The organism is Neobacillus sedimentimangrovi, assembly GCF_010614825.1.
GTDB lineage: Bacteria > Bacillota > Bacilli > Bacillales > Cytobacillaceae > Neobacillus > Neobacillus thermocopriae.
This window is the reverse complement of sequence record NZ_JAAFZF010000019.1, coordinates 38,404-53,360: the sequence shown is the minus strand read 5'-3', so window position 1 is coordinate 53,360 and position 14,957 is coordinate 38,404. Positions and strand designations below refer to the sequence as shown.

14 protein-coding genes are annotated in these 14,957 nt (G+C 38.7%); 12 read left to right on the top strand and 2 right to left on the bottom strand.

Going from position 1 to position 14,957, the window contains the following annotated elements; all coding sequences use genetic code 11:
- Window positions 1–189 (bottom strand): transposase family protein (locus GZA11_RS08600; protein WP_163183477.1); only part of this gene is annotated, 189 nt, incomplete at its 3' end.
- Between the two features lie 186 nt (window positions 190–375).
- On the bottom strand, window positions 376–1,788 hold the full coding sequence (locus GZA11_RS08595) for a peptide MFS transporter (RefSeq protein ID WP_163183476.1): 1,413 nt from the start codon (window positions 1,786–1,788) through the stop codon (window positions 376–378).
- Between the two features lie 573 nt (window positions 1,789–2,361).
- On the opposite strand from GZA11_RS08595, the gene GZA11_RS08590 reads away from it, so the two are divergent.
- The 12 genes from GZA11_RS08590 to GZA11_RS08535 all read left to right on the top strand — a co-directional run bounded on the left by GZA11_RS08590 (window position 2,362) and on the right by GZA11_RS08535 (window position 14,953).
- Complete coding sequence (locus tag GZA11_RS08590; RefSeq protein ID WP_038539859.1) at window positions 2,362–3,126, top strand: MerR family transcriptional regulator; 765 nt, start codon at window positions 2,362–2,364, stop codon at window positions 3,124–3,126.
- Between the two features lie 229 nt (window positions 3,127–3,355).
- Window positions 3,356–4,369 (top strand): ABC transporter ATP-binding protein, encoded by a 1,014-nt coding sequence (locus GZA11_RS08585; protein ID WP_038539863.1) that lies wholly within the window; start codon window positions 3,356–3,358, stop codon window positions 4,367–4,369.
- Window positions 4,350–5,318 (top strand): ABC transporter ATP-binding protein, encoded by a 969-nt coding sequence (locus tag GZA11_RS08580; protein WP_163183475.1) that lies wholly within the window; start codon window positions 4,350–4,352, stop codon window positions 5,316–5,318. Before GZA11_RS08585 ends, GZA11_RS08580 begins: the two co-directional genes overlap by 20 nt.
- A gap of 45 nt (window positions 5,319–5,363) precedes the next feature.
- Window positions 5,364–6,980 (top strand): ABC transporter substrate-binding protein, encoded by a 1,617-nt coding sequence (locus GZA11_RS08575; protein ID WP_038539868.1) that lies wholly within the window; start codon window positions 5,364–5,366, stop codon window positions 6,978–6,980.
- Window positions 6,981–7,074: 94 nt separating this feature from the next.
- Window positions 7,075–8,082: an ABC transporter permease gene (locus GZA11_RS08570; RefSeq protein ID WP_163183474.1), complete on the top strand. Its 1,008-nt coding sequence runs from the start codon at window positions 7,075–7,077 to the stop codon at window positions 8,080–8,082.
- 12 nt (window positions 8,083–8,094) lie between these two features.
- Entirely contained in the window at window positions 8,095–8,997 is a 903-nt protein-coding gene (gene nikC, locus GZA11_RS08565) for a nickel transporter permease (RefSeq protein ID WP_038539874.1), read from the top strand.
- 130 nt (window positions 8,998–9,127) lie between these two features.
- Complete coding sequence (locus GZA11_RS08560) at window positions 9,128–9,664, top strand: shikimate kinase (RefSeq protein WP_038539876.1); 537 nt, start codon at window positions 9,128–9,130, stop codon at window positions 9,662–9,664.
- A complete protein-coding gene (gene aroD, locus GZA11_RS08555; protein ID WP_038539879.1) occupies window positions 9,661–10,413 on the top strand; it encodes a type I 3-dehydroquinate dehydratase in 753 nt (250 codons plus the stop codon). Before GZA11_RS08560 ends, aroD begins: the two co-directional genes overlap by 4 nt.
- Before the next feature lie 217 nt (window positions 10,414–10,630).
- A complete protein-coding gene (gene argC, locus GZA11_RS08550) occupies window positions 10,631–11,680 on the top strand; it encodes an N-acetyl-gamma-glutamyl-phosphate reductase (RefSeq protein WP_231314771.1) in 1,050 nt (349 codons plus the stop codon).
- Window positions 11,681–11,706: 26 nt separating this feature from the next.
- Window positions 11,707–12,942 carry a bifunctional ornithine acetyltransferase/N-acetylglutamate synthase gene (gene argJ / locus GZA11_RS08545; RefSeq protein ID WP_163183472.1) on the top strand — a complete coding sequence of 412 codons (1,236 nt, stop codon included), beginning with the start codon at window positions 11,707–11,709 and terminating at the stop codon, window positions 12,940–12,942.
- Between the two features lie 14 nt (window positions 12,943–12,956).
- Window positions 12,957–13,754, top strand: a complete 798-nt coding sequence (gene argB, locus GZA11_RS08540; RefSeq protein ID WP_163183471.1) for an acetylglutamate kinase — start codon at window positions 12,957–12,959, stop codon at window positions 13,752–13,754.
- On the top strand, window positions 13,754–14,953 hold the full coding sequence (locus GZA11_RS08535) for an aspartate aminotransferase family protein (RefSeq protein WP_163183470.1): 1,200 nt from the start codon (window positions 13,754–13,756) through the stop codon (window positions 14,951–14,953). The genes argB and GZA11_RS08535 overlap by 1 nt, the downstream gene beginning before the upstream one ends.
- The last annotated feature ends 4 nt before the right edge of the window (window positions 14,954–14,957 follow it).

Sequence of the window (14,957 nt, the reverse complement as noted above, 5' to 3'; positions counted from 1 at the left end):
TTCAAACCATTTTAAATGTTGAACTTTTTGCCATCGATAATCATGAACTTTGTTGGTGAGCTGACCACAGTCAGGACAAGGGTGAGGCTTTCGCTCCATTTCCACATAGAGGAAGATTTTACCTTTACGCTCCTCCATTTTTATCACCTGACAGCCTTTTAATCCTGGGATATTCATGATAGAATTCATAGTACACGCAACTCCATTCTTTTTGCTTGTTTCTGGACAATTCAAGTATAAAAGAATGACGGGGGTGCGTGTCTTTTTTTTGACCAAAATTGTATGAAAACCCCAACATTTATTATAGAGCCGAAAAGATTAAATCGGAAATAAAAAAACGAAGTCACCAATAGGGTTGACTTCGTTTTTAATAAATTAGTTAGCTTTAGCCACTTGCTCTTCCATATTTTCTTTTTCATCGTCTCCCAACATTTTCACAAGCTTCTTAGAAAGTGAAAGGAGAATAAGTCCAAGAACAATGACAGAAACACCGATTACTGAAAATACTTCAAAGTATCCCATACTTTCAGTAAAAGCACCTAATTGACCAGCAATAATATTGGCGACAAAGGAGCTTGCCATCCAAACAGCCATCAATAAAGATGAAAATTTAACTGGTGCATATTTACTTACAAATGATAAACCAACAGGAGACAAGAATAACTCACCGATTGTATGGAAGAAATAAGTGAAAATAATAAATAAGATATTTGCTTTTACAGTAATATTGGTTTTATCGCTACCTGTTTGCATGATCGCAAATAATAAGACAATAAAACCAAGACCAAGCATAATCATTCCTAATCCCATTTTTGTTGGAACGGCCAGGTCTCCACGTTTCGAATTAGACAATTTAACCCATAGCATGGAAACAAGTGGTGCTAAGATAATAATAAATAATGGATTAACCGATTGGAACCAAGAAGTTGGAATTTCCCATCCAAAAATTGTACGATCAATAAACTTATCTGTATAAATGCTTAGTGCTCCGCCAGCTTGTTCAAAACCAGCCCAGAAGAACACAACGAATGTTGCTAAAATAAAAATGACCGCTGTTCTGTTCTTTTCTACTTTAGTCAAAGTTTGTTTTTCAACTGTTCCTGAAGTAGAAACTTTTGGTTTTCCAACTGGTTTTTTACCAATATCTCCTAAGAATCGATTCCCTAGTGCATTAAATAATACTTGTCCAATCACCATACCGATTGCTGAAGCAAGGAAACCATATTTATATCCGTATTCAACAACTCCGTTTGCTTGAACGGCAAACCATTTATCTGTAATGGCTCCAATGACTAATGGTGCGAAGAATGCGCCCGTGTTGATACCCATGTAGAAAATCGTAAATGCTGCGTCCCGACGTTTATCTTTTGGACCATATAGTTCACCAACGATAGTGGAAATATTTGGTTTGAAGAACCCGTTACCAATAATTAATAATCCTAATCCGATATAAACGGCGGTGAAACTTTGGTGGGCAAACAGGACGAGGTTTCCGCATGCCATGGTAATACCACCAATGGTGACAGCAAGTCTTTGTCCTAAAAATCTGTCAGATAAATAACCACCAATTAAAGGTGTAAAATAAACGGCTCCTGTGAAAAATCCGTAAAGCATTAGGGCCGTACTTTCTTTCATTCCTAATCCGCCACTAACTAAAGACTTCGTTAGATATAGGATAAGAATAGCTCTCATACCGTAATAACTAAAACGCTCCCACATTTCTGTCAAAAATAACAGATACAAACCAGGTGGGTGCTTTTTGGATTGATGATCCATTGTAGCTTCCATTTTGTATTCCCCCTGAAGATGAATGTTATTTGGGTATAATTATCTTAATTTAAAAACATTTGAATCGTCAATGAATTATTAATAAAAACCAATATTGGAAAAATTGATAATTCCGTTTATATTTAGTTAATTATTGTGTCTACATTGAAAATATTGAATTTATGATTTTTATATTTGGAATAAATATGTAAAAACAACTAATAATTACTATATTAAGAAAACAAGATGAGAGTGTACTACTTTATATCGTTTCATAACTGCTATCTTCTTATTTAAAAATGATTGATTGAACAAAAACTAATTTCTGTAAGAAATATTACCGGCATTGTGTCACAATTGGCTCGTATCATTTCAACCAGCAATTTAATTTTGTTTTCCCTACTTTTTATAAAAGTATGTGGTCATGGAGACTTACAAATACTGTAAAGAAACAAAATGAATGGATTAATTTTTCCATTACGCTTGTGAAGTTCCCTTCTTAATTTTTTGAAAAAAATCAATAAAATGGGCTAATTTTTAATTGACCTTAACGTTGCGTAAAGGTGTATTGTGTACTTAAGAGGAGGTGAAATGATGGAGTATACAGTGCAGAAGCTTGCAAATTTAGCGGGTATTAGTACGAGAACCATTCGATATTATGATGAAATTGGTATTCTTAAGCCGGCAAGAATCAATTCTTCAGGATATCGGATTTATGGTCAAAGGGAAGTGGACCGTTTGCAGCAAATTCTATTTTATCGAGAATTAGGTGTTTGTTTGGATGATATTAAGTCGATCATGACAGACCCTTCCTTTGATGGTGCTAAAGCACTGGAAGAACATCTGAAAAAGCTCCTCGAAAAACGAAAACAATTAGATTTATTAATTGCGAATGTCAAAAAGACAATCGCTGCAAAAGAAGGGAGAATTCACATGTCGGATAAAGAAAAGTTTGAAGGCTTTAAGAATAAAATGCTTGAAGAAAACGAAAAGAAATATGGAAAAGAAATTCGAGAAAAGTATGGGGAAGAAGTGGTAGAAAAATCTAATGAGAAATTCCGAAATATGACAAAAGAGCAATATGAAGAAGTAACTCACTTAGAAAAACAAGTTACTCAGACATTGGCTGAAGCCTTCAAAACGGGTGACCCTAAAGGAGAGCTCGCTCAAAAGGCAGCCGATCTGCATAAAAAATGGCTTATGTATTTTTGGCCTGAATATAGCAAAGAAGCCCATGCTGGTCTAGCTCAAATGTATGTAGACGATGAAAGGTTCAAAGCCTACTATGATAAAGAACAACCAGGTACTGCGGAATTTTTAAGAGAGGCTATTCTTGTATATACGGGAATAAAACAATAATATTTCATAAAAACTTTTCTTAAAATAATATAATCTCTTTTTGAGGGTATTTTCATTAGTGCTTTAACGTTTTACTGTTCTAATGAAAATACCCAATTTTTTAAATTTTTAAAAATTCATTATTGACAATTTTCGATAAAAAAGTAAAAATAAAAATAATCTGATTATATATAAATTTACTATATTGTTATATTTTTGAATTATAAATTAATTTCAGGCAGGTGTGAATGTGAGTAAAGAACCAATTCTTCGAATAAATGACTTAAAGATATCGTTTCAATCCGGAAAAAAATTGGTAACGGCAGTTGACGGAGTGAGTTTTGAATTAAAAGAAGGAGAGATTCTTGGAATAGTCGGGGAATCCGGTAGCGGAAAGAGTGTCACATCCCTCGCATCGATGGGACTGATTCCCTCACCACCGGGAAAAATTGAAAAAGGCGAAATTATCTTTAATGGAAAGAATTTAACCAATATTTCTGAAAAAGAATGGCGGAAAATCCGGGGAAACCAGATTTCAATGATTTTCCAAGAACCGATGACCTCTTTAAATCCGTTATTTACTATAGGAAATCAGTTGATGGAAGCGATCCGATTACATACGAACCTCTCTAAGGCAGAGGCGAAAGCAAGAAGTGTAGAATTGCTGAAGCTGGTCGGGATTCCGAGAGCGGAAGGGATTTTAATAGAGCATCCTCACCAGTTATCAGGAGGAATGAGGCAGCGGGTTATGATTGCCATGGCAATGGCGTGTAATCCTAGAGTGTTAATCGCGGACGAACCGACAACAGCCCTTGATGTTACAATTCAAGCCCAAATTCTTGCATTAATGAAAGACTTAAACCAAAAAACGAATACATCTATCATCCTTATCACTCATGATTTGGGGGTTGTTGCGGAAATTTGTGAGCGAGTAATTGTAATGTATGCTGGACAAATCGTCGAGCAGGGGGATGTACGAAAGATATTAAAAGACCCGCAGCATCCTTACACGAGAGGATTGTTGAAATCAGTTCCAGACTTAAGAGGGAAAAAAGACCGCCTTTACAGTATACCAGGGACGGTTCCGGTACCAGGGTCTGTTATCAAAGGGTGCCGTTTTGCTGCCAGATGTGCGGATGCTTTTGAAAAGTGCCGTCACGAGTCCCCTATTCTCCATCAAACGGAAAATGATGGACATGAAGTGCGCTGTTTCCTACATACAATTAAGGAGGGGAGTGACGAGCATGTCAGAGTTACTTCTTGAGGTAAAAGGACTAAAAAAATACTTTCCTATCACAGGCGGACTTTTAGGTAGAAAACAGGGGGAAGTCAAAGCGGTTGATGATGTCTCTTTTTATGTAAAAAAGGGCGAAACATTGGGGATTGTTGGTGAATCTGGATGCGGTAAATCTACCACTGGCCGTCTGCTAATGCATTTAATAGAGGCGAGTGACGGTAGAATTATTTTTGAAGATAAAGAGATTACAAAAATGTCCAAGTCGGAATTAAGAAGGGTTCGACGAGATATTCAGATGGTATTCCAAGACCCATATGCTTCCTTGAACCCGAGGCATTCGGTTGAGCAAATACTAGAAGAACCACTAATTGTTCATGGAATAGGGTCGAAAGAGGAGCGGAAAAAACGGGTTAAGGAAATGCTTGAAGTGGTAGGTTTAAGTAGTTATCACGCTAAGCGGTATCCTCACCAATTTAGTGGTGGGCAGCGACAGCGGATTGGCATTGCCAGAGCATTAATGACCAAACCTAAGCTAATTATTGCCGATGAACCTGTATCAGCACTTGATGTTTCTATTCAAGCACAGGTTCTCAATTTGATGAAGGACATCCAAAAGGAGTTTAACCTTACTTACATATTTATCGCTCATGATCTGGGCGTCGTTCGCCATATCAGTGACCGTGTTGGGGTTATGTATTTAGGAAGATTAATAGAGTTGGCTGATTGCGAAGAACTCTATGAAAATCCGAAACATCCATATACGAAAGCGCTTCTATCTGCTGTCCCGATTCCGGACCCAGATTTGAAGAAGCAAACTATTTTAATAGAAGGCGAACTGCCAAGCCCGGCCAATCCGCCTTCAGGTTGTGCTTTCCATACAAGATGCACTGAGTGCATGGATATCTGCAAAACAACTAGACCAGAAGAACATAATCTAAATGGTCATTATGTTGCCTGTCATTTATATAACAAATGAGAGGCGACATTTATGATAAAAAATATAGTTTGCAGGGGGTAAGAAATGAACACGAAGAATAAGACCTTTAAATGGCTGTTGATCTCTTTATTAGCCATCAGCATGTTCCTTGTTGGCTGCAGCAGCAAATCGAATGAAAAAACCGGTGGTAAATCTGCTAATGGCGGCCAATCCAAAAAAGATACTCTTGTTTATGGCCGCGGTGGAGACTCCACTTCCCTTGACCCAATTACCACTACTGAAGGGGAAGCATTTAAAGTTACTGAAAACATTTTTGAAACACTTGTTGAGTATGGTGATCAAGATACAACGATTAATCCTGGTCTAGCTGAAAAGTGGGAAGTTTCGGAGGATGGTTTGACGTATACATTCCATCTTCGTAAAGGGGTTAAATTCCATGATGGCACTGATTTTAATGCCGATGCAGTTGTCTTCAACTTTAACCGCTGGATGAACGGAAATGATGAGAAATTCCCTTACTATTCCATGTTTGGCGGCTATAAGAATGATGAAGGCCATGTAATTAAAGAAGTAAAAGCAGTGGATGAACATACAGTCCAATTCGTATTAAAAAGACCACAGGCTCCATTTCTTAAAAACTTAGCCATGTCTCCATTCGGTATTGCAAGCCCTGCGGCGGTTGAAAAATATGGAGACGATTTTAGAAGCCATCCGGTTGGAACAGGTCCTTTTAAATTCGTAGAGTGGAAACAAAACGATACAATCACACTTGAAAAGAACCCTGATTATTGGAAAGAGGGCTTACCAAAGCTAAATAAAATTATTTTCCGAGTTATTCCTGAAAACACTGCTCGTCTTAATGCACTTGCAAATGGTGAAATTGATGTAATGGATGGATTAAATAACTCTGATGAGGAAACGGTTAAATCCAACCCGAATCTTCAAGTAATCGAACGTCCATCCATGAATGTTGGATATATTGGTTTAACAACAACTCGTAAGCCATTGGATAATAAGCTTGTTCGTCAAGCGATCAATCATGCAGTGGACAAAAAAGCGATTATTGACGCATTCTATGGTGGTAAGGCGGAAGCCGCTGTGAATCCAATGCCTCCTTCAATTGAAGGGTATAATGATGCGATTGAAGATTATCCATATGATCTTGAAAAAGCAAAAGCTTTATTGAAAGAAGCCGGTTATGAAAATGGTTTTGAAATTGACTTATGGGCTATGCCGGTAGCACGTCCATACATGCCTGAAGCACAAAAAGTGGCTGAAGTCATTCAAGAAAGCTTGAGCAAAATTGGCATTAAAGCGAAAATTCAATCTGTTGACTGGGCCACATATTTAGAAAAGGCAACAAAGGGCGAGTTTGATATGTTCATGCTTGGATGGACCGGAGATAACGGGGACGCGGACAACTTCTTATATACATTGCTTGATAAAGATAGTATTGGAAGTAACAACTACACTCATTACAGCAATGACGAGCTTCATGAGGTATTGATTGCGGCTCAGACAGAAACAGATCAAGCAAAACGTAATGAGCTGTACAAGAAAGCACAAGAAATTATTAAAGAAGATGCGCCGTGGGTTCCGCTTGTTCACTCCACTCCATTATTGGCTGCATCAAAAGATGTTGTGAACTACTTGCCACACCCAACTGGCTCAGAAGCATTAACAAAAGTTGAATTTAAATAATCTTTTCTGGAAGGGGAGGGAGCTGTTCCTCCCCTTTTGTTAACAAAACATATTCTTAGCATTTTCTTAAAGAAAAAGAGGTAGGTGAAAACAATTGCTAACATATACGATTCGCCGTGTCCTTTCTTTAATACCAGTACTTTTTGGAATGACCCTTGTAGTTTTTGCGATTATTCATGCCATTCCGGGAAACCCGGCACAGGTTATTCTTGGTCAGAGAGCAACTGCTGAAGCGATTGCCACATTGACAAAGGAATTAGGTCTGGACAGGCCTTGGTACATACAATATTTTGATTATCTTGGTCAGCTTTTCCAAGGGGATTTAGGAACCTCATTAAGGACAAGAGGACCGATTAATGAAGAGATTTGGCCGTATTTAGGGGCAACTTTTGAACTTACATTGGTCGCAATGATCATTGCGGTAATTGTTGGGGTCAATGCAGGAATAATCAGTGCCTGGTTCTCCAAATCTTGGTTTGATTATGCAGCAATGGTTTTTGCGCTTATTGGGGTTTCCATGCCAATTTTCTGGCTTGGTTTGATGGAGCAGTGGGTTTTTTCTATCGAGCTTGGCTGGCTACCAACAACAGGTCGCGAGAACGTCAGAGATCCTGTAACTTCCATCACCAACTTATATTTAATAGATACATTGCTTCAAGGAAGAACAGACCAATTTTGGACCGTGGTGCAGCATTTAATTTTACCAAGTATGGCTCTTGCTACTATCCCAATGGCGATCATTGCGAGGATGACCCGTGCGACCATGCTTGAAGTGATGAAATCTGATTACGTCCGCACAGCGAGAGCTAAAGGATTAAGCATGTTCTGGGTTGTGTACAAGCATTCTTTAAAAAATGCCGTTATTCCTGTCCTTACGGTGATTGGTTTGCAAACGGGGCTTCTTTTGGGGGGAGCGATTTTAACAGAAACGATTTTTGGCTGGCCAGGGATCGGACGATATTTATATGATGCAATTGCTTATCGTGATTACCCAGTCATTCAGTCAGGAATCTTAATCATCGCCACAATTTTCGTGTTGATCAATTTATTGGTCGACTTGTTATATGTCTTCATTGATCCGCGTATTAAATACAACAAATAGGAGGGATTAAATGTGGCTGAACTTGCTAAAAATACATCAGCAGAAATCACAATGCAAGCTGTTGAGGAAAAGCTGACACCTCCATGGAAAGAAGCATGGCAATCGTTTTATAAAAATAAATTAGCTTTAGCGGGCTTAACTATTGTACTCTTTTTTATCATTATTGCCATTATTGCTCCGTGGGTGGCACCATATGGCTTTAAGGAGCAAGTCTTGACTGATCGAATGCAGCCGCCTTCAAGCAAACATTGGTTTGGTACAGATGATTTTGGCCGTGACATCTTTTCAAGGATTCTCTACGGCGCTAGGATTTCTTTATGGGTTGGCTTCTTTTCTGTCTTAGGTTCCGTGGTGATTGGAACGTTGCTTGGCATTGTGGCAGGTTATTATGGACGCTGGATAGACGCCATTATCTCGCGCATTTTTGATATCATGCTTGCTTTTCCAAGTATTCTATTAGCAATCGCCGTCGTATCCATCCTTGGTCCATCATTAAGGAATGCATTGATAGCGATTGCAGTGATTAACGTTCCCAACTTTGGCCGATTAGTTCGCTCGAAGGTTCTGAGTATCAAACAGGAAGAGTACATTATGTCAGCTAAAGCCATAGGGATGAGGGATACACGAATCCTTTTCCGACACATTTTGCCTAACAGTATTTCCCCGGTCATTGTACAAGCAACACTAGCAATTGCTACAGCTATCATTGAGGCAGCAGCACTTGGTTTTCTAGGATTGGGAGCCCAACCGCCAGAACCGGAATGGGGAAAAATGCTAGCAGATTCCAAAAACTACATTACTCAAGCACCATGGACATTATTCTTCCCAGGTATGGCCATCATGCTCACCGTACTTGGCTTCAACTTAATGGGAGACGGATTGCGCGACGTGCTCGATCCAAAAATGAAACAATAAATTTGGAGACTCCAGAGGGGGTCTCTTTTTGATGTCAGGCATTATTTGTTAAAAATCGTCATTTTTTGTCTTGTCAAGAAGTTTGACAACGAATAAACTCAAATAAAGGTTTTATTTAGGGGTTGTATTTATGGATATTAATGGATTAGAAAAAAGTATTGTATTTATTGGGTTCATGGGTGCAGGGAAGACCACGGTTGGAAATTTAGTGGCTAAAAAATTAGGCAGAAAATTTATGGATACGGATGAAGTGATTGAAAAAGAATTGGGAATGCCTACTTCACAAATTTTTAAAGAATTAGGTGAAGCGGTATTTAGAGAAAAGGAGAAAAGTTTAATTACTAGTCTGGCGCTAGAAAAGAATCTGGTTCTCTCATTAGGTGGTGGGGCATTTTTACAAGAGGAAATTCGCACTGCTTGTTTATCATCCACGTTTGTCATTTTTCTAGAAGTTTCATTTGAAAGCTGGCTTGAGCGAGTCAATCTCATTATTGACAGCCGTCCCGTCTTACAAGGAAAGTCTATAGAAGAGATGAAAGAGCTTTTTGAGAAGCGTCAAGTAATTTATGCCAATCATCATTTGAAAATCCAAACCGATGGGAAAACTCCTGAAGAAATAGCTCATTATATAATAGATAAAATGAGATGGAGTGAGACGGAAAGATGAAGAAAATCATAAAGGTAAAAGGTCTCACCATAGGTGAAGGAGCTCCAAAGATTTGTGTTCCGATGATCGGAAAAACGTTGAAGGAGCTGAAGTTGGAAGCGGAATATATTCAAAAACTTCATGTAGATTTGGTTGAATGGCGGGTTGACTTTTTTGAAAAGGTAGAGAAAATCGAAAAGGTTAAACAGGCACTTTCCGAAATTCGCAGTATTCTTCACAGTACCCCGATTATTTTCACGTTTAGAAGTAAACGTGAAGGAGGAGAAAAGGAAATAAATAACGGTTATTATATGGAGCTTAATAAAGTGGTGGCGGAGACGAGCCTTTCCGATTTCATTGATATTGAATTATTTAATGAAGAACAGGATATAAAAAAGTTAATTGATACCGCTCATTCCAATGGGGTATTTGTTATATTATCTAATCATGATTTTGAAAAAACACCACCAAAGGAAGAAATCATATCACGCCTTTGTAAAGCACAGGAACTTGATGGCGATATTTCGAAAATTGCGGTCATGCCTAATCATCCAGGAGATGTGATTACTTTATTAGAAGCGGCAAATACAATGAATGAGAAATATGCAGATAGACCATTTATCACGATTTCGATGGGGGATTATGGAAAAATTAGCCGATTTGGTGGTTTTGGATCAGCCATTTCCTTTGGAGTAGCCACAAACTCCTCTGCTCCTGGGCAAATTTCAGTTGAAGAATTAAGAAAGGTATTGGAAATCTTATATAAATGAGATGACGATCAAATGTATAACTGCGTTTCCACTTGTTAGTGGAGACGCTTTTTTAAGGTCATTTTGCATAAAGATTGTATATTTTATAAAAACAAAATGAAAGCGTTTCCAAATAAAATCCTAATAATTTTAGGATTAGATGAAAAAAATCTAAATTTATAGATTGAATATTTATATATCTGGATGTATAATAATTCAATATAAAAGGGATGCGGGAGTGAGAGAAAGAATGAAGGCAGCAGTTATCGGCGGTACTGGGTATGGAGCAGTGGAACTAATTAGACTTATAAAGATACATCCACACTTAAAGATTGGTACCGTTGTATCTAACTCCCAGGCTGGAAATAGCTTTAGTGAGGCTTACCCTCATCTAACTGGAATACTAGAACAACCGTTAGAAAAATTTGATCCGAAAACATTAGCTGAACAAAATGATGTTGTTTTCCTTGCCACTCCATCTGGCGTAAGTAGTAGATTGGTACCAGAGCTAATGGAAGAAGGGGTAAGATGTATAGATTTATCAGGGGATTTTCGCTTAAAAACCGAGGAACAATATGAAAGTTGGTATAAGCATCCATCTGCTGACCGGGCATATTTAAATCAAGCAATCTATGGATTAAGTGAGATTTACGCTGAAAAAATAAGTGATGCACGCTTAATTGCAAATCCAGGGTGTTATCCAACTGCAACAAATTTAGGACTCATACCTATTATAAGAACAAACTTAGTAGATTTTGAATCAATCATCATTGATGCCAAATCAGGTGTTAGTGGTGCGGGTAGAGGTTTATCATTAACAAGTCATTATGTTGAAATAAATGAAAATTTAAAAGCATACAAGTTGGGGAAACATCAACATATTCCGGAAATTGAACAAGTTCTAGAAGAGGAAAGCGGCCATCCAATCACCGTTTCTTTTACAACCCACTTGGTTCCGATGACAAGAGGAATTATGTGCACGATGTATGTAAACCTTAAGCGAAACCTTTCAACTTTAGAAGTGTATGAGTTATACAAAAAGTTTTATAAAAATAAGCCATTTGTCCGAGTAAGGCCGGTAGGGACGATCCCTGCAACTAAAGAAGTTTGGGGAAGTAATTATTGTGATATCGGTTTACATGTTGACGAGCGTACTAACCGTTTAACGATCATCTCTGTCATCGATAATTTAATGAAAGGTGCTTCTGGTCAAGCAATCCAGAATGCAAACCTGATGTTCGGCTGGGATGAAAGCACAGGATTAATCAATATACCAATGTATCCGTAAAAAAATGGTTGTTTACAAAGGGGGAAATGAGATTGGTTCAAGCGATATCAAGTGAAAAAATAGTAGTTTTTGAGAAAGAAAGTGTTACGTTACCGTTAGGTTTTAAAGCAGGTGGCATGCATTGTGGGATTAAAAGAAAACGGCTCGATCTTGGCTATATTGTTTCAGAGGTCCCTGCAACTGCAGCTGGTGTCTATACGACAAATGTGTTTCAGGCAGCCCCCTTATTAGTCACGCAAGAAAGCATTGCCAAAGAGCAAAAGCTTCAAGCCATTCTCGTGAACTCAGGAAATGCAAATGCATGTACTGGGGAACAAGGATTAATGGATGCATATGAAATGCAGAAAAATTTTGCCGCTGAACTACATATTGATGACCATCTCGTTGCAGTAACATCAACTGGTGTAATCGGAGAATTACTGCCAATGGATAAAATCAATCAAGGCATTAAGCAAATTCTACAGAAAGAATATGAACAGGAAGACAACTTTAAAAAAGCAATTTTGACGACAGATACGACGGTTAAAAACACAGCTGTCCAATTAAAAATTGATGGCAAAACTGTCAGTATCGGTGGGGCCGCTAAAGGGTCTGGCATGATCCATCCCAACATGGCTACCATGCTCGGATTTGTCACAACAGATGCAAACATTGCTTACGATGATCTAGTCTCAGCCTTAAAGGATGTAACGAACCAAACATTCAACATGATTACAGTGGATGGTGACACAAGTACCAATGACATGGTACTAGTCATGGCCAACGGTTTAGCAAAAAATAACCAACTGACAAAAGAACATCCTGATTGGGATTTATTTGTGAGCGGATTAAAAATCGTATGTGAATCTCTTGCTAAAAAAATTGCCAGAGACGGAGAAGGAGCAACAAAGCTCATTGAAGTGAATGTGAGCGGTGCTTATAGTTTAGAAGCAGCACGAGCAGTTGGAAAATCAATTATTTCTTCTAATCTGGTAAAAACAGCGATCTATGGAACAGATGCTAACTGGGGAAGAATCGTGACAGCCATTGGATATAGTGGTGTTCCTGTTGACCCGAACACAGTAAAAGTAGGAATTGGACCAATCACCGTATTTGAAAACGGTCTTCCATGTGTGTTTGTAGAAGAAGAAGCAAAAGAATACTTAGAACAAGAAAATGTCCAAATATTCGTTGAATTAAATCAAGGAGATTGTAGTGCTGCTGCTTGGGGATGCGACCTAACGTATGATTATGTGAAAATTAACGCATCCTACCGCACGTAAGGGAGGGAACCGAAATGAAATACTTAGTCATTAAGTGTGGCGGAAGTGTGTTAGAAAATCTACCGAGATCCTTTTATGAAGACATCGTTTCCCTCCATCAAACAGGTGAATGGACACCCATTATCGTCCATGGTGGTGGCCCTATGATCAATCAATTAGTGAAAAGCTTAAATATTGAAACGAAATTTGTTAATGGCTTGAGGGTAACGAATCAAGATGTTTTGGATATTGTTGAGATGGTTTTGAGTGGTATGGTCAATAAGCAAGTTGTTCGGAATCTGATTGAAGTAGGGGGTACGGCAATCGGCGTGAGTGGAGTTGACGGTGGTCTACTCCAAACAAAGCCCGTTCAAAATGCAAATGAATTAGGTTTTGTTGGTGAAGTGGAAGAGGTGAAACACTTAGTAATTGAAGGGATTATTGCTCAAGGAAGCATCCCGGTCATTTCCCCCATTGGAATCGACGCATTTGGTCAGCGATACAATATCAACGGTGATATAGCTGCTTCCGCGATTGCTAAAGCACTACAGGCAAATCTTTGTTTTATCAGTGATATCCCGGGAATCTTAGTGGAAAAAAACGGGACTAAACAGAAACTTGATAAAGTATCCAAAGCAGTTATCGAAGAAATGATTGAAAAGAAAATCATCTATGGTGGCATGATCCCAAAGGTAAAAGCGGCAATCGATGGGCTTGTCCATAACATCCATGAGGTGGCCATCATTAGTGGTTTAGAAAAAAGTAGTTTGATTGATTACGTGAACGGTAAAAAAATTGGTACAAAAATTGTACTGGAAGAGGAGATTGCATGATGACATCAAATAATTCCATCTCCATGGCAACGCCCATTATGCCAACCTACTCTCGTTTCCCAGTTACCCTTGTAAAAGGGAAAGGGAGTTATGTGTGGGATGACAAAGGGTCCAAATTTTTAGATTTCACTTCCGGAATCGCCACTTGCAATCTAGGGCATGTTCCGGATGTAGTAAAAGAAACACTGGAGGAACAACTGCAGAATTTATGGCATTGTTCTAACCTTTATCATATTCCAAATCAAGAAAAGCTTGCCGCTTTACTAACAGCTAATTCCTGCGGTGATCAAGTTTTCTTTTGCAACAGTGGGGCGGAAGCAAATGAAGCAGCAATTAAACTTGCAAGAAGATATGCAAGCAAAGTGAAGGGAAGCAATTCTGCTCAAATTGTGACCTTTCAGCAATCCTTCCATGGACGAACATTAGCTACTTTAACTGCTACTGGTCAGGAAAAAATTCAACATGGTTTTGCCCCTTTAATGCCTGGATTCAGTTATCTTCCGTTTAACGATGTGGCATCACTTGAAGAATTAAGCATTATCAAACCGGCAGCGGTTCTTTTTGAACTTGTTCAAGGAGAAGGAGGCGTCATACCAGCTGAACCAACTTGGGTGCAAAAGCTATCCCAAATTTGTAAAGAAAACGACATTCTCTTGATGGTTGACGAAATTCAGACGGGAATGGGAAGAACGGGAACCCTTTTTGCTTATCAACAATACTCCATTCAACCGGATGTGATTAGTCTAGCTAAAGGACTCGGTTCTGGATTCCCAATCGGAGCGATCATTGCCAAAGAAAAAGTAGCAAAGGGCTTCGAGCCTGGCACACATGGCAGTACCTTTGGGGGGAATCCCTTAGCCACGGCAGCTGGGATAGCAACGATCTCATACTTACTTGAGAGCAATATACTGACACACGTGAAAGAAATTTCAGTGTACCTCGACCAGCAGCTTGAAAGTCTGAAGAAGAAGTACACTTGTATTAAAGAGATCCGTGGCAAAGGATTATTAAAGGGCTTGGTGGTTGGAACAGATGCATTAGCCATTGTTAAAAAGGCCATCCAATATAATCTCTTAATTTTAACTGCGGGTCCAAAGGTGGTACGGATTTTGCCTCCACTAAATGTAACACAAGAAGAAATAAACGAATGTATGATAGCATTGGAAAAAACGTTCCAAAGTTTAGAGAAAGGCGAGTGAGGTT

Bases quoted from the DNA above. Each gene is read 5' to 3' on its own strand.
- GZA11_RS08595 (WP_163183476.1), bottom strand. From the start codon at position 1,788: ATGGAAGCTACAATGGATCATCAATCCAAAAAGCACCCACCTGGTTTG.
- GZA11_RS08590 (WP_038539859.1), top strand. From the start codon at position 2,362: ATGGAGTATACAGTGCAGAAGCTTGCAAATTTAGCGGGTATTAGTACG.
- GZA11_RS08580 (WP_163183475.1), top strand. From the start codon at position 4,350: ATGTCAGAGTTACTTCTTGAGGTAAAAGGACTAAAAAAATACTTTCCT.
- GZA11_RS08575 (WP_038539868.1), top strand. From the start codon at position 5,364: ATGAACACGAAGAATAAGACCTTTAAATGGCTGTTGATCTCTTTATTA.
- GZA11_RS08560 (WP_038539876.1), top strand. From the start codon at position 9,128: ATGGATATTAATGGATTAGAAAAAAGTATTGTATTTATTGGGTTCATG.
- aroD (WP_038539879.1), top strand. From the start codon at position 9,661: ATGAAGAAAATCATAAAGGTAAAAGGTCTCACCATAGGTGAAGGAGCT.
- argJ (WP_163183472.1), top strand. From the start codon at position 11,707: ATGAGATTGGTTCAAGCGATATCAAGTGAAAAAATAGTAGTTTTTGAG.
- argB (WP_163183471.1), top strand. From the start codon at position 12,957: ATGAAATACTTAGTCATTAAGTGTGGCGGAAGTGTGTTAGAAAATCTA.
- GZA11_RS08535 (WP_163183470.1), top strand. From the start codon at position 13,754: ATGACATCAAATAATTCCATCTCCATGGCAACGCCCATTATGCCAACC.